24 protein-coding genes and 1 tRNA gene are annotated in these 23,090 nt (G+C 48.8%); 17 read left to right on the plus strand and 8 right to left on the minus strand.

The genetic code is table 11. From position 1 onward, the window contains the following. Positions 1-73 precede the first annotated feature (73 nt). The 14 genes from CPG39_RS09905 to CPG39_RS09970 all read left to right on the plus strand — a co-directional run bounded on the left by CPG39_RS09905 (position 74) and on the right by CPG39_RS09970 (position 14,756). Positions 74-3,043, plus strand: coding sequence for a type I restriction endonuclease subunit R (locus CPG39_RS09905; protein WP_096293182.1), 2,970 nt, complete (start codon positions 74-76; stop codon positions 3,041-3,043). A 13-nt stretch (positions 3,044-3,056) separates the two neighbouring features. Then, positions 3,057-3,431: a four helix bundle protein gene (locus CPG39_RS09910; RefSeq protein ID WP_096293184.1), complete on the plus strand. Its 375-nt coding sequence runs from the start codon at positions 3,057-3,059 to the stop codon at positions 3,429-3,431. A 3-nt stretch (positions 3,432-3,434) separates the two neighbouring features. Further along, positions 3,435-4,766 (plus strand): restriction endonuclease subunit S, encoded by a 1,332-nt coding sequence (locus tag CPG39_RS09915; RefSeq protein ID WP_096293186.1) that lies wholly within the window; start codon positions 3,435-3,437, stop codon positions 4,764-4,766. Next, the gene (locus CPG39_RS09920; RefSeq protein WP_096293188.1) at positions 4,763-5,758 is read left to right on the plus strand and encodes a PDDEXK nuclease domain-containing protein; all 996 of its coding nucleotides are present in this window, start codon (positions 4,763-4,765) and stop codon (positions 5,756-5,758) included. The genes CPG39_RS09915 and CPG39_RS09920 overlap by 4 nt, the downstream gene beginning before the upstream one ends. Further along, on the plus strand, positions 5,758-6,618 hold the full coding sequence (gene dinD / locus CPG39_RS09925) for a DNA damage-inducible protein D (RefSeq protein WP_096293189.1): 861 nt from the start codon (positions 5,758-5,760) through the stop codon (positions 6,616-6,618). Before CPG39_RS09920 ends, dinD begins: the two co-directional genes overlap by 1 nt. A gap of 13 nt (positions 6,619-6,631) precedes the next feature. Next, positions 6,632-8,239 carry a type I restriction-modification system subunit M gene (locus CPG39_RS09930; RefSeq protein WP_096293190.1) on the plus strand — a complete coding sequence of 536 codons (1,608 nt, stop codon included), beginning with the start codon at positions 6,632-6,634 and terminating at the stop codon, positions 8,237-8,239. A gap of 261 nt (positions 8,240-8,500) precedes the next feature. Continuing rightward, positions 8,501-10,384, plus strand: coding sequence for a tRNA uridine-5-carboxymethylaminomethyl(34) synthesis enzyme MnmG (gene mnmG, locus CPG39_RS09935; protein ID WP_096293192.1), 1,884 nt, complete (start codon positions 8,501-8,503; stop codon positions 10,382-10,384). Next, positions 10,381-11,043 carry a 16S rRNA (guanine(527)-N(7))-methyltransferase RsmG gene (gene rsmG, locus CPG39_RS09940; RefSeq protein WP_096293194.1) on the plus strand — a complete coding sequence of 221 codons (663 nt, stop codon included), beginning with the start codon at positions 10,381-10,383 and terminating at the stop codon, positions 11,041-11,043. The genes mnmG and rsmG overlap by 4 nt, the downstream gene beginning before the upstream one ends. A 12-nt stretch (positions 11,044-11,055) precedes the next feature. Next, a complete protein-coding gene (locus CPG39_RS09945) occupies positions 11,056-11,820 on the plus strand; it encodes a ParA family protein (protein ID WP_096293196.1) in 765 nt (254 codons plus the stop codon). Between the two features lie 95 nt (positions 11,821-11,915). After that, positions 11,916-12,755, plus strand: coding sequence for a ParB/RepB/Spo0J family partition protein (locus tag CPG39_RS09950; RefSeq protein ID WP_096293198.1), 840 nt, complete (start codon positions 11,916-11,918; stop codon positions 12,753-12,755). A 21-nt stretch (positions 12,756-12,776) separates the two neighbouring features. Next, positions 12,777-12,959: a Trm112 family protein gene (locus CPG39_RS09955; RefSeq protein WP_013648856.1), complete on the plus strand. Its 183-nt coding sequence runs from the start codon at positions 12,777-12,779 to the stop codon at positions 12,957-12,959. A gap of 14 nt (positions 12,960-12,973) precedes the next feature. After that, entirely contained in the window at positions 12,974-13,948 is a 975-nt protein-coding gene (locus tag CPG39_RS09960; RefSeq protein ID WP_096293200.1) for an ADP-ribosylglycohydrolase family protein, read from the plus strand. A gap of 58 nt (positions 13,949-14,006) precedes the next feature. Next, positions 14,007-14,195 (plus strand): DUF3460 family protein, encoded by a 189-nt coding sequence (locus tag CPG39_RS09965; RefSeq protein ID WP_096293201.1) that lies wholly within the window; start codon positions 14,007-14,009, stop codon positions 14,193-14,195. A 69-nt stretch (positions 14,196-14,264) separates the two neighbouring features. After that, positions 14,265-14,756, plus strand: a complete 492-nt coding sequence (locus tag CPG39_RS09970; RefSeq protein WP_096294309.1) for a hypothetical protein — start codon at positions 14,265-14,267, stop codon at positions 14,754-14,756. Positions 14,757-14,775: 19 nt separating this feature from the next. Here CPG39_RS09970 and CPG39_RS09975 read toward each other — a convergent pair whose 3' ends face one another. Next, the gene (locus CPG39_RS09975; protein ID WP_096293203.1) at positions 14,776-15,612 is read right to left on the minus strand and encodes an SDR family oxidoreductase; all 837 of its coding nucleotides are present in this window, start codon (positions 15,610-15,612) and stop codon (positions 14,776-14,778) included. Between the two features lie 123 nt (positions 15,613-15,735). Here CPG39_RS09975 and CPG39_RS09980 point away from each other — a divergent pair, with 123 nt between their 5' ends. Both CPG39_RS09980 and CPG39_RS09985 read left to right on the plus strand, forming a co-directional pair. After that, positions 15,736-16,101, plus strand: coding sequence for a DUF6164 family protein (locus CPG39_RS09980; protein ID WP_096293204.1), 366 nt, complete (start codon positions 15,736-15,738; stop codon positions 16,099-16,101). A 100-nt stretch (positions 16,102-16,201) separates the two neighbouring features. After that, positions 16,202-16,723: a cytochrome P460 family protein gene (locus CPG39_RS09985; RefSeq protein ID WP_096293205.1), complete on the plus strand. Its 522-nt coding sequence runs from the start codon at positions 16,202-16,204 to the stop codon at positions 16,721-16,723. 145 nt (positions 16,724-16,868) lie between these two features. Here CPG39_RS09985 and CPG39_RS09990 read toward each other — a convergent pair whose 3' ends face one another. The 3 genes from CPG39_RS09990 to CPG39_RS10000 form a co-directional block, all read right to left on the minus strand. Then, entirely contained in the window at positions 16,869-18,890 is a 2,022-nt protein-coding gene (locus tag CPG39_RS09990; protein ID WP_231990277.1) for a TonB-dependent receptor, read from the minus strand. A gap of 178 nt (positions 18,891-19,068) precedes the next feature. Continuing rightward, positions 19,069-19,350 (minus strand): hypothetical protein, encoded by a 282-nt coding sequence (locus tag CPG39_RS09995; RefSeq protein WP_231990278.1) that lies wholly within the window; start codon positions 19,348-19,350, stop codon positions 19,069-19,071. 50 nt (positions 19,351-19,400) lie between these two features. Then, complete coding sequence (locus CPG39_RS10000) at positions 19,401-19,823, minus strand: Fur family transcriptional regulator (RefSeq protein ID WP_096294310.1); 423 nt, start codon at positions 19,821-19,823, stop codon at positions 19,401-19,403. Positions 19,824-20,078: 255 nt separating this feature from the next. Between CPG39_RS10000 and CPG39_RS10005 the strand changes: the two genes are divergently transcribed. Then, a tRNA-Arg gene (locus CPG39_RS10005) sits at positions 20,079-20,154 on the plus strand. Between the two features lie 358 nt (positions 20,155-20,512). Here CPG39_RS10005 and CPG39_RS10010 read toward each other — a convergent pair. From CPG39_RS10010 to CPG39_RS10025, 4 genes are read right to left on the minus strand one after another with little or no spacing between them, the layout of a single operon-like run. Continuing rightward, positions 20,513-21,505, minus strand: a complete 993-nt coding sequence (locus CPG39_RS10010) for a tyrosine-type recombinase/integrase (protein WP_269457655.1) — start codon at positions 21,503-21,505, stop codon at positions 20,513-20,515. Further along, entirely contained in the window at positions 21,415-21,747 is a 333-nt protein-coding gene (locus tag CPG39_RS14765) for a helix-turn-helix domain-containing protein (RefSeq protein WP_096293212.1), read from the minus strand. The genes CPG39_RS10010 and CPG39_RS14765 overlap by 91 nt, the downstream gene beginning before the upstream one ends. After that, a complete protein-coding gene (locus CPG39_RS10020) occupies positions 21,725-22,018 on the minus strand; it encodes a hypothetical protein (RefSeq protein WP_096293214.1) in 294 nt (97 codons plus the stop codon). Before CPG39_RS10020 ends, CPG39_RS14765 begins: the two co-directional genes overlap by 23 nt. Then, a complete protein-coding gene (locus CPG39_RS10025; RefSeq protein WP_096293216.1) occupies positions 22,008-23,081 on the minus strand; it encodes a replication initiation factor domain-containing protein in 1,074 nt (357 codons plus the stop codon). The genes CPG39_RS10020 and CPG39_RS10025 overlap by 11 nt, the downstream gene beginning before the upstream one ends. Positions 23,082-23,090 lie beyond the last annotated feature (9 nt).

The raw sequence follows: 23,090 nt of genomic DNA on the forward strand, positions 1-23,090 counted from the left end.
CAAAATTTTCATGGCTGACGGGAAACAGTCAAAACCTGTAGAATTAACAGGTTGAACTTTCTGAATCAATCCAATGACCACAACCGAAAGCCAAATCGAACACGATCTGATCAAAAAGCTCGATGACCTTAAATACACTTGCCGCCCGGACATCCGTGACCGAGAGGCGCTGGATAAAAACTTCCGGGAAAAATTCGAAGCGCTTAATTGCGTCAAGCTAACGGATTCAGAATTTTCCAGGCTGAGAGATGAGATCGTTAACGCCGATGTGTTCGCCGCTGCCCGCCACCTGCGCGAAAAGAACAGCTTTGAGCGCGATGACGGAACGCCGCTCTATTACACCCTGGTCAACATCAAGGACTGGTGCAAGAACAGTTTCGAAGTGGTCAATCAACTGCGTATCAACACCGACAACAGTCACCATCGTTATGATGTGCTCCTGCTCATCAACGGTGTGCCGGTGGTACAGATCGAGCTGAAAACCCTCGCCATCAGCCCGCGCCGGGCCATGCAGCAGATCGTCGATTACAAGAACGATCCCGGCAACGGCTACAGCAAAACCCTGTTGTGTTTCCTGCAGTTGTTCATCGTCAGCAACCGCTCGGATACCTGGTACTTCGCCAACAACAACAGCCGTCACTTCAGTTTCAACGCCGACGAACGCTTCCTGCCGCTTTACCAATTCGCAGGCGAAGACAACACCAAGATCACTCATCTGAATAGCTTCGCCGATGCCTTCCTCGCCAAATGCACGTTGGGCGAGATGATCAGCCGTTACATGGTGCTGGTGGCTAGCGAGCAGAAATTGCTGATGATGCGACCCTACCAGATCTATGCCGTCAAGGCCATCGTCGAATGCATCCACCGGAGCTGCGGCAACGGCTATATCTGGCACACCACCGGCAGCGGCAAAACGCTCACCTCGTTCAAGGCATCGACCCTGCTCAAGGACAACCCGGACATCGATAAATGCCTGTTCGTGGTGGATCGTAAAGATCTCGATCGGCAGACGCGCGAAGAATTCAACAGGTTTCAGGAAAAGTGCGTCGAAGAAAACACCCATACCGAAACGCTGGTAAAGCGGTTGCTCTCCGACGACTATGCCGACAAGGTGATCGTCACCACCATCCAGAAGCTCGGCCTGGCACTCGACGGCAACAACAAGCGCAACTATCTGGCCCGGCTGGAACCATTACGCAATCAGCGCATGGTGTTCATTTTCGACGAATGCCACCGTTCGCAATTTGGCGAGAACCACAAGGCGATCAAGGAATTCTTCCCCAACGCGCAGTTGTTCGGCTTCACCGGTACGCCGATCTTCGACGACAACGCCAGCTATCAACAGATCGAAGGTCAGCAGGCGTCTTATAAAACCACTCAGGATATCTTTCAGCAGCAACTGCACGCCTACACTATTACCCACGCCATCGAGGATCGCAATGTGCTGCGCTTCCATGTCGATTACTACAAGCCTGAAGGCAAAAGCCAGCCCAAGCCGGGCGAGCCTTTGGCTAAAAAAGCTATCGTCGAAGCCATTCTCGCCAAGCACGGTGCCGCCACCAACCAGCGTAAGTTTAATGCGATTCTGGCTACGGCCTCGATCAATGACGCCATCGAATACCATGCTCTGCTCAAGACCGTTCAGGTGGAAAAACAGGCCGCCGACCCTGACTTCCAGCCGCTGAATGTTGCTTGCGTGTTCTCGCCACCCGCCGAGGGCAACAAGGATGTGCAGCAGATTCAGGAAGACCTGCCGCAGGAAAAAGCCGATAACGAACAAGCGCCGGATGAAAAGAAAGCGGCCCTCAAGGCCATCATCGCCGACTACAACGCCCGGTACGGCAGCAATCACAGCGTGGGCGAGTTCGATCTTTACTATCAGGATGTGCAAAAACGCATCAAGGATCAGCAATATCCCAACAAGGACTTGCCCCACGCGCAGAAGATCGATATCGTCATCGTGGTGGATATGCTGCTCACCGGCTTCGATTCCAAATATCTGAACACCCTCTACGTCGATAAGAATCTCAAGTACCACGGCTTGATTCAGGCATTTTCGCGCACCAACCGCGTGCTCAACGACACTAAGCCCTACGGCAACATCCTCGATTTCCGCCAGCAGCAAGCAGCCGTGGATACCGCCATCGGGCTGTTTTCCGGCCAAACCACCAAACCCGCCAAGGAAATCTGGCTGGTGGACAAGGCCCCGGTGGTTATCGACAAGCTGCAAATGGCCGTGCAGCAGTTGGATGCGTTCATGCGATCGCAAGGGCTGCCCAACAAGCCCGAGGCCGTGCCCAACCTCAAAGGTGATGTCGCCCGCAGCCAGTTCATCAACCTGTTCAAGGAGGTGCAGCGCCTGAACACCCAGCTCGATCAGTACACCGATCTGACGCCTGAAAATAAGGCCACCATCGAGCAGGTACTGCCCAGGGAACAGTTGCAGGGCTTCAAAGGCGTGTACCTCGACACCGCCCAGCGTCTGAAGGAAAAGCAGGATAAAGACGGCGACAGTATTCCGCCCGAGGTGCAGCAGCTTGATTTCGAGTTCGTGCTGTTTGCAAGTAGCGTGATCGATTACGACTACATCATGGCGCTGATTGCCCGCTACGCCAGCCAAACGCCGGGCAAGCAGAAGATGAGCCGCGCCGCGTTGATTGGCTTGATCCAATCCGATGCCAAATTCATCGACGACCGGGATGCCCTTACCGAATACATCGACAGCCTCGATGCCAGCACACCCCATACCGTGCAAGGCGTTCGAGAGGAATACGCTCAATATAAGGTCGCCAAAACCAACCAAGCCGTCGCCGATGTGGCCGAAAAACATGGCCTCACCACTGCCACCCTGCAAACTTTCGTGGACGGCATCCTGCGCCGCATGATCTTCGACGGCGAAGCCTTAAGCGAACTCTTCGCCGCGCAGGAGCTGGGCTGGAAGGTGCGCACGCAAAAGGAGCTGGCGCTGATGGAAGACCTGATCCCGCTGTTGCATAAACTCGCCCAGGGTCGGGAGATTTCAGGGCTTAAGAGTTATGAATGATGAGTTGTGAGTTATGAGTGGGAATGTGATTCGGGAAAAGTCGTTCGCCTTTGCGGTTCGTATCGTGAAGTTATGCAGCTTATTGGCAGATGAGCGACGGGAGTTTGTGCTGAGCAAGCAGTTGTTGCGTAGCGGTACGGCTATTGGAGCCTTGGTGCGGGAAGCGGAACACGCCGAAAGCAAGGCAGATTTTATCCATAAGATGGCGATCGCTCAAAAAGAGGCGAATGAGACGGCGTATTGGTTGGAACTCTTACGTGAGTCTGATTTGTTGAGTCAAAAGGAGTTTGATTCTATTTTTTCCGATCAGGCAGAAATCGCTAAGATTTTGGCTTCTATTATTCTGACTTCGAAGGGAAAGAAAAAAATGGTGAATGATGAATGGTGAATTATGAACGACAAAAATAAGCTTGGCACTTCAACCCATCATTCATCATTCACCACTCACAATTCATTAGTGCCCAAACTGCGCTTTCCTGAGTTTCGAGAGGCGGGTGAGTGGAATGAGAAACCGCTTGGGAAGATTTGCGATGTTCTCAATAATTGCAGAAAGCCAATTACTAGCAGCAATAGAGTAAGCGGTCCATATCCATATTATGGAGCAAGTGGGATTGTCGATTATGTTAATGACTTCATCTTTGATGGGCGGCTTTTATTAATCGGCGAAGATGGTGCAAAGTGGGGGGCTTACGAAAAAACCGCATTTATCGTTGCTGGTAAGTATTGGGTAAATAACCATGCCCATGTTTTGAAGCCATTTGGAGTCAATGACACGCTTCTTGAGAATTATCTCACGATGTTAGATCTCGGTCCCTTCATCACAGGCGCTGCACCACCAAAGTTGACACTTGGGAAGCTTAAAGAAGTACCCGTTCCAGTTCCGTCACTTCTTGGAGAACAACAAAAAATCGCCGACTGCTTCGCTTCCATTGACGAACTGATCACCCTAGAAGCGCAAAAGCTCGACACGCTCAAAACCCATAAAAAGGGGCTGATGCAGCAGCTTTTTCCCGCAGAAGGCGAAACCCTGCCCAGACTGCGCTTCCCCGAGTTTCGGACTGCGAGGGAGTGGATCGAATGTGATTTTTATGACCTATTAGAAGATGTACTTGATTTTAGAGGTAGGACACCTCTAAAGCTTGGGATGGATTGGGGTGGGGGCAGTATCATTAGCCTTTCGGCCAATAACGTCAAAAATGGATATATTGATTTTGATGCTGAATGTAATTTGGGAAGCGAAGCTTTATATGAAAAATGGATGGGAAAGGTAAATCTTGAAAAGGGCGATATCGTATTTACGATGGAAGCGCCGCTTGGTAATGCTCTATTGGTCCCCGATTCAAGAAGGTACATTTTGAGTCAACGGGTCGTAGCATTTAAGACAAAGAAAGATATAAGTAGTGAATTTCTTATTCAGCTAATTTGGAGTCCTGAGTTTCAAAATGAGATGGAAAGATTGTCAACTGGGTCTACCGCAAAAGGAATAAATCAAAAGACTTTGAAGAATGTTAGTGTGAGAGTTCCATCGGAAGAAAATGAACAACAAAAAATCGCCGACGGCCTTTCTTCTATTGACGAACTGATCACTGCCCAAACCCAGAAACTCGACACGCTCAAGGCCCATAAAAGAGGGTTGATGCAGCAACTATTCCCCTCCTTTGGAGGGGTGGACGACGAAACCGAACGGGGTGGTCACCCCGTAGGGGACGAGGCGCAAGGATGAGCACATTGACCGCATTTCACGCGGATATCAAAAACATCCTCGAACAGGCGAGGAGCAAGGCGCGTTCGGCGGTGAATGCCGCGATGGTGGAAGCCTATTGGTTGATTGGCCGACGGATTGTGGAAGAAGAGCAGTTTGGGCAGCACAAAGCCCAATATGGTAAACGGCTTATCGAAGACCTCTCGGTAGCGCTGATGGCGGATTTCGGCAAGGGCTTTTCCTATGCCAACCTGTACAACTGCCGTCAGTTCTACCTGACCTTTCCCGATCAGGAAATTCTCTACACGCTGTGTAGAGAATTGAGCTGGAGCCACCTGCGCTTGATCATGAGGGTCGATTCGCCGCAAGCCATTGACTATTATTGCCGCGAAACCAGAGAGCAGAGCTGGACGGTACGTCAACTGGAACGCAATATCAAAAGCCAGAGTTTTCAGCGCCTGCTGTCAACCCAAACCCCACCTTCGCCGGCACAGGGCGCTTCTGTCCATCTGGAATTTATCAAAGACCCTTATGTGCTGGAATTCTTGCAATTGCCGGAGACTGGCGAGGTAAAAGAGAGCCGGCTGGAGCAGGCGATTATTGATGAGTTGCAAAAGTTTCTGCTGGAACTGGGCAAGGGTTTCTCGTTTGTGGCAAGGCAGATGCGTATCAGCACTGAAACCAGTCATTTTTATCTCGACCTGGTGTTCTACAACTACTTACTTAAGTGTTTTGTCATTATTGACCTGAAGACCGGCAAGCTCAGTCATCAGGACATCGGCCAAATGGATATGTATGTGCGCATGTTCGACGATCTTAAGCGGGGCGAAGACGACAACCCCACCATTGGCATTATTCTTTGCGACAGCAAGGATGAAACCGTCGTTAAATACTCGGTGATCAAGGAGAGCCAGCAACTTTTCGCTTCCAAGTATCAGCGCATACTCCCGACCGAAGCGGAATTGATTGCCGAGATTGAACGGGAGAAGCGGTTGATTGAGGGAAGAGAGTGATGGATAAGCAATTTCAAGCCCTGCAACTAAACCTTGAAGCCGCTGTGCAGCGCGCCGATGCCGAAGGCATTGAATTCTGGTTTGCTCGCGATCTGCAAGCGCCTCTGGGTTACGTCCGTTGGGAGAATTTTCACACCGCCATCCAGCGCGCCATGGAGTCCTGTGAAGCCTCTGGTCATGCGATTTCGGATCATTTTCGTGGCGTCACGAAATTGATCGTTCACGGCAAGGGCGGGGAGCGGGAAATTGATGATTTCATGCTTACCCGTTACGCCTGCTACCTGATTGCCCAGAACGGCGATCCGCGTAAGCCCGAGATTGCCTTTGCGCAAAGCTACTTTGCCTTGCAAACCCGTAAGCAGGAGCTGATTGAAGACCGCATGCGGCTACAGGCGCGCATGGAGGCCCGCGACCGGCTGAGGGAATCGGAAAAAGCCCTATCGCAGAACATCTTCGAGCGCGGCGTGGATGATGCCGGTTTTGGGCGTATCCGCTCGAAAGGTGATCAGGCACTCTTCGGCGGGCATACCACGCAAGCCATGAAAGACAAATATGGCATTGTGAAAAGCCGACCGCTGGCGGACTTTTTGCCTACGCTGACGATTGCCGCCAAAAACCTGGCCACCGAAATGACTAATTACAATGTGGAACAGGCCAATTTGCAGGGCGAAGGCGTTATTACACATGAGCATGTGAAGAACAACGAGAGCGTGCGCGACATGCTGGGGCAGCGCGGCATCAAACCGGAAAAACTGGCAGCCGAGGAAGATCTGCAAAAGCTGGAACGCCGAGTGAAATCGGAAGAAAAGAAACTGGCAAAACACACCAAAACTCTGCCACCGCCTGACGACAATCGATAGAGCCGAATCAACCATGACCGAACAAGACCAAAAACAATTGGGCACCACCCTTTGGGGCATTGCCGACCAACTGCGCGGGGCGATGAACGCGGACGATTTTCGCGATTACATGCTGTCATTCCTGTTCCTGCGCTATCTGTCGGACAACTACGAGACGGCGGCGCAAAAGGAGCTGGGGCCGGATTATCCGCAGCTGGAAGCTGGCGACCGCCGCGCGCCTTTGGCGGTGTGGTATGCGCAGAACCCGGGCGATACTGATGAATTTGAAAAACAGATGCGCCGCAAAACGCATTATGTGATCCAACCCGATTACCTGTGGGGCAGCATCGCGGAGCTGGCCCGCACTCAGAACGGAGAGTTGCTGCATACCTTGCAAAAGGGCTTCGATTACATCGAGAACGAATCCTTCGCCAGCACCTTCGGCGGGTTGTTTTCCGAGATCAACCTGAACTCGGAAAAACTGGGCAAAGGCTACCCTGCGCAAAACGCCAAGCTCTGCACCGTCATCAAGGCCATTGCCGACGGGCTGGAAAAGTTTTCGACTGACAAAGATACGCTGGGCGATGCCTACGAATACCTGATCGGCCAGTTTGCTGCCGGTTCCGGCAAAAAGGCGGGCGAGTTCTACACGCCGCAGCAGATTTCCAGCATCTTGTCTGGCATCGTCACACTGGATAGCCAGGAACCCGCCACTGGCACTCGAAAGCAACTGGAAAGCGTGTTTGATTTTGCCTGCGGTTCAGGCTCGTTGCTGCTTAATGTGCGCCATCGGCTTGGCCCGCACGGCATCGGCAAAATTGTCGGGCAGGAGAAGAACATCACCACTTATAACCTGGCGCGCATGAACATGTTGCTGCACGGGGTGAAGGATTTGGAGTTCGAAATTGTTCACGGCGACACGCTGACCAACGACTGGGATTGGCTGCGCGAGATGAATCCGGCCAAAAGCCCCAAGTTCGATGCCGTGGTTGCCAATCCGCCGTTCAGCTACCGCTGGGAACCGACCGAAAGCTTAAGCGAGGATATGCGCTTCAAGAACTATGGTCTGGCACCCAAATCCGCCGCCGATTTCGCCTTTTTGTTGCACGGCTTTCATTACCTGAAGCCGGAAGGCGTTATGGCCATCATTCTCCCGCATGGCGTGCTGTTCCGTGGCGGCGTGGAAGAACGCATTCGCACCAAATTACTGAAAGACGGTCACATCGACACGGTGATCGGCTTGCCCGCCAACCTGTTTTTCTCGACTGGTATCCCGGTGTGTATTCTGGTTTTGAAGAAGTGCAAGAAACCGGATGACGTGTTGTTCATCAATGCCAGCGAACACTTCGAGAAAGGCAAGCGGCAGAATCATTTGTTACCGGAACATATCGAAAAAATCGTTTCCACTTATCAATATCGCAGCGAGGAAGATCGTTATTCCCACCGGGTGACAATGGATGAAATTGCGGGCAATGATTACAACCTGAACATTTCACGCTACATCAGCACTGCGAAGCAGGAAGAAATTATCGATTTACAGGCTGTGCACACGGAATTGGTAGTGCTGGAAAAACAGATCAATGAGGCTGCCGGGAAACATAACGAATTTCTCAAGGAACTGGGATTGCCGCCTTTACCCTAATGTCGGCGAATGTTGCACAGTAAACGTAGATGAAGAATCCATGCCAGGTCTAGAGTATTTTAATGTAAAGTTTATACGGGCTTAAGGCAAATAATATGATTTAAAGAAGAATTCTCACCGTCAATCTTGCTTTCATCGTTACCCTCCCCCTATAATTGCACGCAAAAACTTCCTCTTTTTAGCTTACAATGCAAAAAGGTTTCACGTGAAACCAATCGACTAAAATCTTCTTGTTTCATCAGGCTATCGATAATTTAACACATGAGTAATCATACCGACTTTGACATCATCGTTGTGGGCGGCGGACATGCCGGAACGGAGGCTGCATTGGCGGCAGCGCGCATGGGTTGTCAAACATTGCTGTTGACGCACAATATTGAAACGATTGGGCAGATGTCGTGTAATCCGTCGATTGGCGGCATTGGCAAGAGTCATTTGGTAAAGGAAATCGATGCCTTGGGCGGTGCGATGGGTATGGCTGCGGATGAGGCGGGTATTCAGTTTCGCATACTGAACTCAAGCAAGGGCCCGGCGGTGAGGGCAACGCGCGCGCAAGCCGATCGGGTGTTGTATAAGCAGGCGATCCGCCGCCGTGTCGAAAATCAACCGAATCTCAGGGTAATGCAGCAGGCGGTGGATGACTTGATTATCGAGCAGGATCGCGTGGTGGGCGTGGTTACGCAGCTTCAGATTAAAATTCATGCGCATGTGGTGATCCTGACCGTGGGTACGTTTCTGGCCGGATTGGCGCATATTGGCAAAACCCATTTCAAAGCAGGCCGTGCGGGTGACCCGCCGTCGATAACGCTGGCGCAGCGGTTGCGTGAAATGGAGTTTCCGGCAGGACGGCTGAAAACCGGCACGCCGCCGCGCATCGATGGCCGCACGATGGATTATGCCAAGCTGCTGGAGCAGCCGGGTGATCAGCCGACACCGTGGTTTTCGTTGATCGCTACCGATATCCGGCATCCGCGCCAGATTTCATGCTGGATTACGCATACCAATGATAGAACCCACGATGTCATCCGCGACGGTCTGGCCGATTCACCCCTATATTCCGGAAAAATTGAAGGCATCGGGCCGCGTTATTGTCCGTCGATCGAAGATAAGGTGGTGCGTTTTTCCGCGCGTGGATCGCATCAGATTTTTCTCGAACCGGAAGGTCTGGGCACGCATGAAATCTATCCTAATGGTATTTCAACCAGCTTGTCGTTTGAAGTGCAGGTCAAACTGATTCATTCGATTGCCGGTTTGGAAAACGCGCATATCACGCGGCCGGGCTATGCGATCGAATACGATTACTTCGATCCGCGCAATTTGAAACGCTCGTTGGAAACCAAAACCATCGAGAATCTGTTTTTTGCCGGACAGATCAACGGCACCACCGGTTATGAGGAGGCTGCAGCGCAGGGATTGCTGGCCGGGGTTAATGCCGCGCTGAAAATTCAGAGGCGTGATGCCTGGCTGCCACAGCGCACTGAGGCCTATCTGGGGGTGCTGGTCGACGATCTGGTGACTTCCGGCGTGACCGAGCCGTACCGGATGTTCACCAGCCGCGCCGAATATCGGTTGCAATTGCGCGAAGACAATGCTGATCTGCGTTTGGCTGAAACCGGAAGAAACCTGGGTTTGATCGATGATCAGCGCTGGGCGGCATTTAGCGCAAAACAGGAAGCCATTGAAAAAGAACAACAACGGCTCAATTCGACACGTGTGTTGCCGGGAACCTTGCCGGAACAGGACGCCATTCGTGTGCTCGGAAAAAGCATCGAGCGCGAATATACCTTAACCGAATTGCTCAAACGACCGGACGTTACCTATCATTCATTGATGACTCTGCCGGGTGCGGGTGAACCCGTGATGAATGCGCAAGTGGCTGAGCAAGTTGAGATTCAGGCTAAATATCATGGTTATATCCAACGTCAGCAGGAAGAAGTTTCCCGCCAGGCGCAGTATGAAAATACTTTACTGCCGAAGGATATTGATTATTGCGCCGTGAAAGGATTGTCGAACGAAGTGCAGCAAAAACTGAATCAGCACAAACCGGAGACCGTAGGCCAGGCATCGCGGATTTCCGGAGTAACGCCGGCGGCGATTTCGCTGCTGCTGGTGCATTTGAAACGCGGATTTGCGGTCAATGAATGAGCCTGCTGCCGCAAATTACGCAAAGCTTGCGCGCGCTGGATAAGGTTGTAACCGCACCGGAAGAACAGCTTGCAAAAAACATCGAGCGTTATTTGGTGCTGATCGAGAAGTGGAACAAGGTACATAATCTGACTGCGATACGTAATGTGCAGGAAATGCTGACTCAACATGTGATGGATAGCCTGGTGGTGCTGCCGCATATTCAGGGCACGCAGGTTATCGATGTGGGTACCGGCGCTGGATTGCCGGGTATACCGATTGCACTGGCAAAGCCGGATTGGCATGTGACACTGGTGGAAAGCAATCAAAAGAAGATCGCCTTTTTACAGCAAGTAAAAATCGAGTTGGGGTTGAAGAACGTGGACGTTGCGGCAAAACGCATAGAAGATCTCCCTGCGGATAAAAAAGCGGATACCATTATCACGCGCGCTTTCTCCGAACTGGGAGAATTTATCGCGTTAACCCGGCAGTGGGCCACGGTACAGAATGGCAGTTGCCGTTGGGTAGCGATGAAGGCGCATTGTTCAGAGCAGGAACGCAAGCAAATTCGTGAGCCGTTTGTAATTGAAGACATCGTAACGCTGAACGTGCCCGGACTGAAAGCAACACGGCAGCTGGTTATTATTAAATACGATCCTGATTCGGCTGCAAACGCCTAAGGAGTTGATAGCATGACCAAAATACTCGCTATTACCAATCAAAAAGGCGGTGTCGGAAAAACCACCACCAGTGTGAATCTGGCCGCAAGTCTGGCGGCATCCGGGAAGCACGTTTTATTGGTCGATCTCGACCCGCAAGCCAACGCGACAATGGGTAGCGGGATCAACAAGCAAAAGGTAAAAAACACGGTATATCATGTACTGATGGGGGATGAGGAAATACAGCATGTGCGGGTGAGCAGCCCGCAGGGGAAATACGATTTGATTCCCGCCAATCGCGATCTGGCCGGAGCGGAAGTGGAAATGGTGGAATTTTCCCAGCGCGAAGCGCGATTGAAAGCCGCGCTGGAAGCCATTGCCGGTGACTACGATTATGTTTTGATTGATTGCCCGCCGGCGTTGAACATGTTGACATTAAACGGTTTATGCGCTGCACATGCGGTAATGATTCCGATGCAATGTGAATATTATGCATTGGAAGGATTAAGCGATCTGGTTAATACGATCAAGCGTGTGCGTAATAGTTTTAACTCGACTTTGCGCATCGAAGGTTTGTTACGCACTATGTTTGATCCGCGCAATATTCTGGCGCAGCAGGTTTCCGACCAATTGCAAAAGCATTTCGGTGAAAAAGTGTATCGTACCGTGATTCCGCGTAATGTCCGCTTGGCCGAGGCCCCCGGCTTTGGCTTGCCGGTTTTGTATCACGATGGCCAATCCAAGGGGGCGCAGGCTTATCTCGAACTCGCCAAAGAAATACTTGCAGGGCATCTTTAACGATGTTGGTTACAATGGCGTAGGTTGTTTCATCTTGATTAGGTTTGAATTTTTTCGAAATGCCCACGCTAATACAGAATTGAGGAACCCATGAAATGATAAAACAGAAAGGCTTGGGGCGCGGGCTGGATGCTTTGTTATCAGGCAGTGCAGATGTCGCGCTGGTGGAAGAGTCGTTGCAGAGTATCGAAACATCCCGGTTGCAGCCAGGCAAATACCAGCCTAGAACCAATATGGACCAGGTGGCGCTGACGGAGCTGGCGGAATCGATCAAGGCGCAAGGTATCATGCAGCCGATTCTGGTGCGCCCCATCGATGAAGGTCGTTATGAAATTATCGCCGGTGAGCGCCGCTGGCGCGCTGCGCAGATAGCGGGGCTGAATGAAGTGCCCGCACTGATTCGCAAGGTGGCCGATGAATCCGCGCTGGCGATGTCATTGATTGAAAACATACAACGCGAAAATTTGAATCCCCTGGAAGAAGCAATGGGTATCCAGCGCCTGATCAACGAATTCGGTATGACGCATCAGACGGCCGGGGAAGCGCTGGGCAATTCGCGCAGTACCATTTCCAATTTGTTGCGTTTGCTGAATCTTTCAGCGCCCGTTCAGGAATTGATGATGCAAGGCAAGATCGATATGGGGCATGGACGCGCATTGTTGTCATTAGCACCTGCGCAGCAAGTCAAGCTTGCCCATATTATCGCGCAGAAACAATTGTCGGTACGCGAAACAGAAAAGCTCGTGAACCAGATTGAACACCCCATACCTAAAAAGATAAAGAAAACCGATCGCGATCTTTTGCGCTTGCAAGAAGATGTATCGGAACGTCTGGGTGCGCAAGTGGCCATCAAGCCGCAGAAGAATGGTCAGGGAAATATCGTGATCCACTATACCAGCCTGGATCAGTTGGATGATATTCTCAGCAAGTTCTAGAAAAACAAACTAAGGAAAATTATGGATTCAAAATTGCTCGATATTCTGGTGTGTCCGCTTTGTAAAGGGCCGTTGATTTATAAGAAGGATGATAAGGAATTGATTTGCAAGCCCGACCGGCTGGCGTTTGCGATTAAAGATGGTATTCCGGTAATGTTGGCGGACGAGGCGCGCAGAATATCCGATGAAGTTGAAATTAAATAAAATCCGATCATGCTATGAATCTGAATATTAAACTTGATCCGCGGGCAGCGGCTATTCTGGGGGCATTGATTGCTGATTCAGCGTCGCTGGGTTTACATTGGTTATATGATCCCGAACGCATTGCGCAGATCGAGAAAACCAAGGGATTGACTTTTTTGCAGCCCGATGCACATGACTATGCGGGTGTCAGCGGTTACTTTGCGCATGATGGTAAAGCGGCGGGAGATTCCTCCGGATACGGTGAACTGTGTTTGCTGATGTTACGGCATGTTGCGCAGCATGGGGAATTTGATCGCGTGGCGTATCAGATGGAATACCGGAATTATTTGGGTCCTGGAGGGGCTTATGTCGGTTATGTCGATTCACCGGCACGCCAAACGTTGCAGACGTTGTTAGCACTTAAACCGGAAGAATTTCCGCAATATTCCGGTGCCGATGACGATCAGTTTGCTGCATTGGCAACGATACCGGTAGTGGTCGCTACACATGCCGGATCGCAACAAGCATTGATGACTCAAATCGAGCGTGTTGTGCGTTTGACCAACCATAATGACACGGCAGTGGCGGCGGCGCAGTACGCAGGCTGTGTTTTGCTGCATGTTTTACAAGGAAAACCGATCGTTGAAGCGCTTGTCGGTGCATTGCCCAGTGCAGGCGAGAAACTGGCTCTTTTGGTGGAGGAAGCGCTGCAAACATGCATACTGGATAGTGCGGCGGTTGCCAAACGTTTTGGCACGGCTTGCCATGTTCTGGAAGGCGTGCCTGTGATTGCGCATATTGTCCGATATGCACCCGACTATCGTACTGCAATTGAAGAAAATATTCGTATCGGTGGAGATAGTTGCGGCCGTGCTATTATGCTGGGTGCCATCATGGCGGCTCATGCGATACAGCAAGATCAACAATCCGCATCAATTCCACTTGAATGGGTGGCACGCTATAGGAATCTGGTTGCTGCGGCCGATGCATGTGGGGACTTGAAGCTGTAAAGAATAGCTGAGCTATGCTAAAGTATTATTTTTGTCACAACAATATAAAAGGCTAAACATGGATTATAGTTATGAATCTGATCACACCAAATTCATGCGCGAATATCTGGAGAAAAATCCGGAAGTTAGAGACAAACGTGCGCAAGCGCGCAATATGTGGTGGGATAAAAAACAAGACTTGCAGGAACGTAAGCGTTTTGAGGAATCCAGCGTTCCGATGAAGCCCTATGTGTATTTTAATGGTTAGTGTTTTGCCCTTCTCAAACTGTTCGTGCGGGCAATCAATCAGGCCCGCTTTTATTTGAACGCATTGGGTATGAAGAAAGCGATCGCTGGTTTAGGTATATTCCTAATGTCGGCATGTGCTCATCTAATTGATTCAACGGTTAAGCCTGAGCAGTTCGAAGCGCCATTAGCCGGAGAGCATGCAGTACTAGCAAGTTGCGTTACCCATAAATTGCAATCCAACGGCCGGTCGTACATGCGTCCGTTACAATTCAGAAACCGGCAATATCCGGATATCGAAGCATCTGAGATTCATGCGTACGACACCCGATATTTACCCAATGCTATTGCCACTTACGCGCCTTCGAATCCCGATGCTATTTTCATTTATGCCCATACGGCCCCGGAAATTCAGTCATCCGCACAACGCAGAGACAATGATAAGGCAGTATATGCCTTTGCCTTGCTGTTGCAACAAATCGATAGCCATACAGTGCAAGCTTCATTGAGAGGGGATCCCTTCATCGGAAATATAGCCTGGAAAATATTGCAATCCTGCGTAATGGCGGGATCTGAGTCTTAGTTTCCGCCATTCGAATCGATTAATTGTTATTCCCTGATTTAGCCAGCAGCAAATCGAGTGCGCGTGTACTCAGTACGCGTTTGAGGATGCCAAATAAGTAAGTTGGAAAAGTCACATAATAGCGTGGTTGCGGTTTGTTGGCCTCCAGAGCATGGATGACGCGCTTCAGTACCGCTTCCGGTGGCAGCGTGAAAGGAACCGCCGGCCCCGGTTTATTCAGGCGCCCTAATACTCCCTGGTATTTTTCACGATGAAAGCTATTTTCGATATCGATATATTTTTCCAGTGCTTTGACAGCGTTGATACGAAACTTGCTGGCAATCGGCCCGGGCTCAATCAGACTGACATGAATATTGCTGCCTTTCAATTCCAGCCGCAAGGTATCGCTGAGTCCTTCGATGGCGTATTTGGAAGCGTTGTATGCCCCACGAAAAGGCAATGCCACGAAGCCCAGTACCGAGCTGTTCTGAATAATCCGGCCGTAACCTTGCCGGCGCATCACCGGTAGCGCCAGATTGGTCAATTCCTGCCAGCCGAACACGTTGGTTTCGAATTGGGCACGCAGAGCATCACGATTCAGGTCCTCGACCGCACCGGGTAATCCGTAGGCGCCATTGTTGAATAGCGCATAAAGCTCGCCACCCGTGCGACGCAGAACTTCCTCAAAAGCAAAATGAATCGAGTTGGAATCGTTCAAATCCAGGCGAAAACTTTCCAGGCCCTCCTCCAGTAATGCCGTAACGCTGTCCCGCTGCCGGGCGGTTGCAAATACGCGATAACCGCGTTGATGCAATGCTTTGGCGACACAGTAACCGATTCCGCTGGAACAACCGGTAATGAGTATGGTTTTTTTCATTGATGCAGATTAACCCCAAAAAATTGTAATTCTCATAGCTTGACAATGGATTCAATGCGAAGATAGCATCAATCTCTGCTGCAAGGCTTTATTCGATGAAAATAGCATAATTGAAGAACCTATATGGCAAAAATTTTATTCAAGCTTAATGGTGTGCCTGATGATGAAGCTTATGAAGTACGCGAATTGCTGACCAACAATGGAATTGATTACTATGAAACTACGCCGGGAAACTGGGGTGTATCGATGCCTGCAATCTGGCTTCGTGATGAAGCTCAGTTTGAGAAAGCACGTGCACTGTTGGATACCTATCAAAACGAGCGCAGCACTAGGATGCGTGAAGAATACGACCGCCTGAAACGGGAAGGCAAGAATCAAACTTTTTTCGATGCTGTCAAGCAGAAGCCGGTCAGTTTTACGATTTACCTGGCGTTGGCCTTGCTCGTCATTTATTTATCAATCAAGCTGGTTCTCGACCTGGCGCCCTAGCGGAACAACTATCAAGTTAACACTATTCAGAACGCTGAATACGGTATCATAATCATCTCAAGCCTGCTTTATTCCGCAATATTTATCAAGGAGAAGAAACATGAGAAATACATTCAGAGCAATAGTCGCCGTTTTTGCAATCACTCCGCTGTTCGTTCAGGCTGGCGGGGATCCCGAACACGTTAAATTTCCTGAAGATTATGCTAAGGCCTTCACACAATATGCCACGATAAACCGCGCGAATCAGACGCAAGTAGCCAAGTTATATGCCAATGAAACAGCAATTTCCAACTACAAGCAGGGAAAACCGGGCGGTTCTGGGGCTGTCGTGGTCATGGAAATCTATACACCAAAGGCAGATGCGGCAGGCAAACCGATTCCCGGTAGTGACGGTATCTTTGAAATCGACTCGCTGGCTGCTATTGGCGTAATGGAAAACAGAAGCGATTGGGATTCAGCTTTCCCAAAAGAAAATCGCTCCGGAGATTGGGGATTCGCACTTTATAATCCAGATGGCAGCGTGAAAAACAACGAACTGAATTGTGCGCAGTGCCACAACCCGCTGCAGGCTCAGGATTTCCTGTTTACTTATCAAAGATTGGTTGATTTCGTGAAAAAATAATCAATTTCAATTCATCGATCGGATGATGGCTCGTGTGATCATCCGATCAGTTGTACAGCTTGCATCCTATGTCGGGGATTTCTTAGTGAGCTGTTCTAAAGGGTCAGTGTCAACTTTTGCAGCGTTGCATCGATCCATTGAACTGTTAGAAAACGCCCCTAATCCCTCCGATAATCGCTCGTCCGGCCATGGGGGCTGCGTCTTTCAGGAAAGAAGTATGCATGCGGATATCGCTATCCAAAAGATTTCTGCCTTGCAAGAACAGCATGTAATTGACGGATTGCGTCAATTTCATGTGATAACCGATTTCGGTATTCATCAGGGTATAACCGGGTGTTTCGGTTTCCAGTACAGCGACTCGATCTTGTTGAACGACGCGGGTCAGATTGAAATTGGCTTGCCACTTATTTTGGGTAAAGTTCAGATCAAAACCGAATCGTTGTGGCGTGATGCGCGGAATATTACCATTGTCTTTTAGTTTGCCATAGACGGTATCCGTAAATAGACGCAAATTGACGGTATCTGGAAGCAGCGCGATGTTGGCTTCAGCTTCCAAGCCATAAAATCTTGCCCGGGTTTGAGAAAAGTCCTGAACTAAAAATGGGCCATTGATTTCTACTATGCCTTCGTCATCAACTCGATCAGCAACCCCATCATTATTGCTATCACGGCTTTGCTGAAAAATATAATCGTTGATATGGTTGTAGAACAAATTCACTCTTCCGGTAATTCTGCCGGTGGTTTTTTGTAAAGCAACATCGAAGTTATTGGATGTTTCTTTGTTTAAGGTGGAATTGCCTTGTTCAAACGTGTTGGTCGCGATATGCACACCATCAGCAAACAGGGCTACGGTATTCGGTGCGCGTTGTCCGCGTGTGGCGATAAGATCGAGTTGATAGCCTTCGATAAATTTCCACGCGGCACCCGCGGATACGCTATATAAATTAAAATTTCGTGTCTGTAGCATCGCTACGCGCGGATTATGGTTCGAGTGCTCAAATCGTCCACCGATTTCAAATTGCCATTGTTGCCAGTTGCGTTTCTCAACCATGAAAATGCCGGCAGATTGCGATAGGCTGGTTGGCACGAAGGCCTCTTCCCCTTTTGCAGTAAAATTGCGGTGTTGCAGTTGCACGCCCATGATGCCCTGCCATTGCGCGACCGGAACATGCGTTAATTCGGCGCGGCCTTCCAGCTCGTCATTCTTGAAACGACTGCCAATTTCGCCGCTTTGTTCGAGTTCTTTATGCTGATAATCATTATAGGTAAAACGCGTTCTTAATTGCAGGAACCCTTTGAGCGGGTTATCCAGATCACCAGCCAGGCCGTAACGCGTTTGGCCCATATCAATTTTTGCACCTTCCGGACCAGGAATACCGTAGAAATTTTCTAATCTTGAAATCGACATACCCACAAACCCTCGTTCGCCAATATAAGCGCTACCTGCTGATAAATTGCTGGAATCAATGGCGCTGTTTCTGACCAACCCAATTTCGCTTTCCGGATCGTTTGGATTGGCTCGGCCGGGAATATGGATATCATTGGTTTTTCTTTTCATGCCTTCAATGTTCCACGAGACCTGACCCTTGCTACCCGATGCTGTAAGCACTCCGCTGCGTTCTTCCAGAGCGGAATTGAAACGTCCTTCAAAATTGGCTTGTGGTGTTTTAAATAAACGGTCCGGAATGCGATCATTAAGCACATTTACGACACCGCCGGATACACCGCTGCCATAGAGTAATGTTGATGGCCCCCGTAATATTTCAATGCGGGTGGCATTTAAGGTTTCCGTCGCAACGGCATGATCCGGACTGATGACAGAAACATCTCCCGTACCCATGCTATTTTCCATTACACGAACACGTTCGCCGTCCTGCCCGCGAATAATCGGGCGGCCGCTGCCCGGACCAAAGCTGCTGGAAGTGACTCCAAGCTCGTGCGCAAGCGTATCTCCCAGATTGGCTTCACGTTTCTGGCGCAAACGATCCCGGTGAATAATCATGTCAGCCTTGAATCCGGTTGATTCCGCCGAGCTTGTAGTCGGCGCAGTTATCTTGACCCCTGGCAATTGGATATTCTTGGGTGCATTTTGTGCGTAAATGCTTGATGTATCCAGCGAGAATACAATGAGTGTGATTGCCGCTTGTTTAAATAACATTGTTTGCATAACTAGCTACCATGATCTGGTTTTCTGTGATCGGCATAGCCCATACCACTTTCCTGATTGAATGAGACATAAGATGCAACTGAGTTGCAACAAGGATGCTGATCAATTCACAGTAATTAATCCCCATCAAAACAGTCCGTAGACTGCTGGATGATTGGATCAGAACAGGATTATTTGTTTAAGAAGCAGAAAAACTGAGAGGGGGTGCGCGCGTACAGTAGGAGAGTATTTTATTATCAGAGTACCGCTTTATTGCCCATAACAACAAGCGGTGATGAGTAACTGAAATGCATAGAAACAACCCTGCGGCAATCAAATAGAGATTGAGTGCGGTAAGCGCGAGGCAATCCGGACAGATTTCATCAAGATCGATATCGGTGTCATTCTCATTGTCAATGACATCGAGTAAATCGGCTTGTGCGTAGTGCGTGAAAGCATGCGTTATCAGAAATACCGGCACGCATAATACTGCAAGTGTAAGAATTAGAAATAAGCTTTTGCGTATCATCATTAACAGCAATTGGCGCAAAGGCCTTTGACCGTCATTTCGATTTCCTGGAAACGGTAGCCGGTTGGCAAAGGCCAGCTTCGTTCAATCGGTAAACTATCCAGGCAAATCACTTGTGCGCAACCGGTACATTTAAAGTGAGCATGTTGATGTGAATGCGGCTCGGGATTCGCATGATAACGCCATATTCGATCGTCGCTGGTTATTTTGTGGATGAGTCCATTTTCAACAAGCCACTCCAGCGTACGGTATAAAGTCACCCGATCCAATTGCAATGATTGCGGAAGACGCTGCTCGATTTCGCGATGCGTAATGGCTTTCTCTTCAGCCAACAATGTGGCGAGTATTCCAATACGACCCGCTGTCGCACGTCCACTGTGACGCAGGATCAGGTTTTCAGCAGTATGGTAAAATTTATTCGGCATATCGATAAAATGCAACAATGTTGCACTATTGTAATGAAATGATTCTTCAAGTGCAACAAGCAGCTTAATAGGGGAAGAATGCACCGAATAGGTTTATGAGAGATGGTCTGTAACTACGCATGCTTCTTCTAACAAAATATTCAGATTTATTTGATTCGGTCAGAAATTCTTTGCAGATAGTCGCATATGCGCTATTGAAACAAATTATTTACACGGTCTATTCATGTTGTGAGATTAGCGTAAAATGCCAAGTTCGCCCTGGTAGCTCAGTGGATAGAGCAACCCCCTCCTAAGGGGTAGGTCGCACGTTCGATTCGTGTTCAGGGTGCCAATATATTCATAGTGTTACTGTAATAAATCCCATAAGGATAAATATGCATTGCTACCATATTGCTACTTCAAAATAATAATTCTTAAGTTTCCTGCATTAATGGCGATTAAATTCTTTGCATTTTGAGAGCCTGCATAATATCTACTATATCAAAAGTGTCAGAGGGTTTCGTTAGAATCCCTCAAGTTACTTCAAGTAAGAATCAGTGTAAAGTAATAATAGATACCACCTGCTTTAACTGCCGCAATTAAGATATTTCCATGAGTTATTTATACTGATAGAAATAGGACTCATAATCCCTTGGTCGCTGGTTCGAGTCCAGCCAGACCCACCAAAAATCAAGAGGTTAGGTTGGTTTCTAACCTCTTTTTTCTTTCTGGTGTGATAAAATTGTGTCACTAAGGACATTAGAAACTAGCTCGGCATGCTGCATAAGTTGCGGTTTTGATAGGTGTGCATACCGCCTTACCATCTCTTCCGATTCCCAACCACCGAGTTCCTGCAGTACATTCATGGGTGTGCCTTGTTGAGCTAACCAGCTTGCCCAAGTGTGCCGCAGATCATGCCATCTAAAGTTTTCTATTTCTGCTCGTTTTAAGGCTAGTTTCCATGCACGAGTATTAGCCCATGCAATAGGGTTTCCGCGGAATGTGAAAACCCTGCTATGATGCTTGCCGACTTGCCGAAGTAACACTGTTATTGCAACAGAATTAAGCGGAACATGAATTGCTTTTCTTGCTTTGGCTTGATCGGGATGAATCCATGCAGCCTTCCGTTCAAGATCAACCTGATTCCATTCCAGATTAATAACGTTTGATTGTCTCAGGCCTGTCGATAAAGCAAATATCATCATGTCCTGTTGATGTTGTGGCAATTCTTCAAGTAATCTTTTTACTTGCTCGGGAGTTAACCATCGAATACGGCGTTTAGGTTCTGGAAAAAGCCTGATTTTTGGAATTTTGTCTATCCATTCCCAATCATGGCATGCTTTCCGAAGAATTGCCCGTATCAGTGCTAAATGACGATTTGCGGTTGATGGGCTTGTATCCTTTGCCTTTACGTGTGCAATATGATCAATTAATTCCCGATCAATTTCTTTCAATGGTTTATTACGTAAGAATTGCTGTAACCATCGAAGTTTTTCTTTATCGCGCTCATGGGTAGCTTTATGCTGTGTTTCGAGTAGAAATTTACATGCTGCTTCATCCCATGTGTACTCCGGCTTTTCTCCCAATCGCTGAATGCGCCACGATTCGGCTTTTAGCTTGTCATGGTATTCTTGCGCTTGGGTTTTGTCGGCTGTGCCAGCAGAGCATCTAACACGCTCCCCTGCTGGTGTGGTGAACGCGATCCACCACGTATTACCGCGCTTGTAGAGTGGCATATGCTTACCTCCTTTTCTGAAACCACTCGCAACGCTTGCCGAGGAATAGAATACTGTGATCTGATGTGTTCAACAAGATCATCAAGAATAAATACCCATCGCTTACCAAGCTTTGCACCTGGCAAATGTCCTGATTTTGCACGCCGCCGCACTTCTTCGGCATGCATTTTGAGAAAATTGGCGGCTTCAGTGAGTGAAAGTGTTTTCATAACGCATGGGTTTGTTGGGATTGTTAGAATCAAAATTTCTTTTAATATAGCCTTCTCTGGATACTTGCCATAAAGGGAAAGCAAGCATAGAAATTAATGTTTGTCGGCACCGAGTTGAAACTTCAATCGGTTGAAAACACAACACTGTCCAAGCTTCATAAAATAAACTGGGATTAATTTGATGCGGAAGAATACCGAGTCGATTGGCATCAGCAAATAAGTTGGCAAGCTCTCCCATTGCCCAATCAAGATCATCCGTTTCAAATCTCATCGGACTTTCCCTTTGTGCGTAAGTAATGATCTGTAGCGGCAAGGCGCCGGGGAATGGCATGCCGTTTTAGTTGTTCTACAATACGTTCAGCGCTCTCTTCGCGTTGCAGCATGATATTGAGAAGTGCACCATAAGCAGTTGATGCAACCTGCTTCAAACGCTCATAGCTAATTCGGTCTTGTTCTTTGATTGTATTGATACGAAAGACACGATCAGATACCCATGATAAGCAAGGGTAAGCACCTGCAACGTATTCACCAGGATGCAATAAAACTTCCCAAGGAATAACGCGATCTTTTGCATGAAGTTCAACTTCCCAGCGTACCCAAGGGCTGGAAGAATCGCCTAGTTGTTTGCCCTTCTCATAAATTCTGATGAGTTTGCCATTTTTACGATTACCGATGTATACACTACGGCCTGAACCATCGGGTTTAATCCAGTTTCCATGTTGTGTTAGTTTCGGTTCTCTGCCGCCATATTTAAAGTGGCCTTGCTTATAAAATTCAATGGCTGTATCAACAGAATGAATGCCGTTGAAATCATCCACCGCTCCATCCCAGCGAGTAATGCGTGCTTGAAGCTGATCCCTCAGGAATGAAGTAAATGATTTCCAATCAGAAATTAATGCACAACCTTCACCGGGTAGGGATAAGAATGCGGTTTTGTTCTGGCCTCCATAAGCAAACAGGGTGCAACCGTGATCAAACTTAAAGGAATGTGTCCATCCATGAAGCCCCCGTTGCTGGTCGGTCATTCCTCCAAAAATGCCCTTAGTTGCTTCACTAAAGGATTTAAAAAATTCTAATGGATTACTATTTTCAGAATGAAAAGAGAAGGAAACATTCAGCCAGTCAGTTAAGGCCGCCTGTGATTTATTTTTTTCTCCGGTGGGACTTTCCCCCCGTATTACCGTACGGGGGGCATTGACGCGCGCTTGCCTGCCCTCCGCTGCGCGTGCGTCTGGCAAGCTGCGCTTTGTTGAACTTGAGTCACATAAGAAATAATATTCCGTTTCAAATGCGGGGTTCTTTTGATGATTAAGATTTTCAGGTATAGTTTTCATACGAAGGAG

Source organism: Nitrosomonas ureae, from assembly GCF_900206265.1.
In the GTDB taxonomy this organism is placed as follows: Bacteria; Pseudomonadota; Gammaproteobacteria; order Burkholderiales; family Nitrosomonadaceae; genus Nitrosomonas; species Nitrosomonas ureae_C.

Coding starts and splice junctions, on each gene's coding strand:
- dinD (WP_096293189.1), top strand. CDS start 5,758: ATGGATAAGCAATTTCAAGCCCTGCAACTAAACCTTGAAGCCGCTGTG.
- CPG39_RS09945 (WP_096293196.1), top strand. CDS start 11,056: ATGACCAAAATACTCGCTATTACCAATCAAAAAGGCGGTGTCGGAAAA.
- CPG39_RS10000 (WP_096294310.1), bottom strand. CDS start 19,823: ATGCCGAATAAATTTTACCATACTGCTGAAAACCTGATCCTGCGTCAC.
- CPG39_RS09920 (WP_096293188.1), top strand. CDS start 4,763: ATGAGCACATTGACCGCATTTCACGCGGATATCAAAAACATCCTCGAA.
- CPG39_RS09915 (WP_096293186.1), top strand. CDS start 3,435: ATGAACGACAAAAATAAGCTTGGCACTTCAACCCATCATTCATCATTC.
- CPG39_RS09975 (WP_096293203.1), bottom strand. CDS start 15,612: ATGAAAAAAACCATACTCATTACCGGTTGTTCCAGCGGAATCGGTTAC.
- CPG39_RS09955 (WP_013648856.1), top strand. CDS start 12,777: ATGGATTCAAAATTGCTCGATATTCTGGTGTGTCCGCTTTGTAAAGGG.
- CPG39_RS09980 (WP_096293204.1), top strand. CDS start 15,736: ATGGCAAAAATTTTATTCAAGCTTAATGGTGTGCCTGATGATGAAGCT.
- CPG39_RS09960 (WP_096293200.1), top strand. CDS start 12,974: ATGAATCTGAATATTAAACTTGATCCGCGGGCAGCGGCTATTCTGGGG.
- rsmG (WP_096293194.1), top strand. CDS start 10,381: ATGAGCCTGCTGCCGCAAATTACGCAAAGCTTGCGCGCGCTGGATAAG.
- CPG39_RS10025 (WP_096293216.1), bottom strand. CDS start 23,081: ATGAAAACTATACCTGAAAATCTTAATCATCAAAAGAACCCCGCATTT.
- CPG39_RS09990 (WP_231990277.1), bottom strand. CDS start 18,890: ATGCAAACAATGTTATTTAAACAAGCGGCAATCACACTCATTGTATTC.
- CPG39_RS09965 (WP_096293201.1), top strand. CDS start 14,007: ATGGATTATAGTTATGAATCTGATCACACCAAATTCATGCGCGAATAT.
- mnmG (WP_096293192.1), top strand. CDS start 8,501: ATGAGTAATCATACCGACTTTGACATCATCGTTGTGGGCGGCGGACAT.
- CPG39_RS09970 (WP_096294309.1), top strand. CDS start 14,265: ATGAAGAAAGCGATCGCTGGTTTAGGTATATTCCTAATGTCGGCATGT.
- CPG39_RS14765 (WP_096293212.1), bottom strand. CDS start 21,747: ATGAAAACACTTTCACTCACTGAAGCCGCCAATTTTCTCAAAATGCAT.
- CPG39_RS09985 (WP_096293205.1), top strand. CDS start 16,202: ATGAGAAATACATTCAGAGCAATAGTCGCCGTTTTTGCAATCACTCCG.
- CPG39_RS10020 (WP_096293214.1), bottom strand. CDS start 22,018: ATGAGATTTGAAACGGATGATCTTGATTGGGCAATGGGAGAGCTTGCC.
- CPG39_RS09950 (WP_096293198.1), top strand. CDS start 11,916: ATGATAAAACAGAAAGGCTTGGGGCGCGGGCTGGATGCTTTGTTATCA.
- CPG39_RS09910 (WP_096293184.1), top strand. CDS start 3,057: ATGAGTGGGAATGTGATTCGGGAAAAGTCGTTCGCCTTTGCGGTTCGT.
- CPG39_RS09905 (WP_096293182.1), top strand. CDS start 74: ATGACCACAACCGAAAGCCAAATCGAACACGATCTGATCAAAAAGCTC.
- CPG39_RS09930 (WP_096293190.1), top strand. CDS start 6,632: ATGACCGAACAAGACCAAAAACAATTGGGCACCACCCTTTGGGGCATT.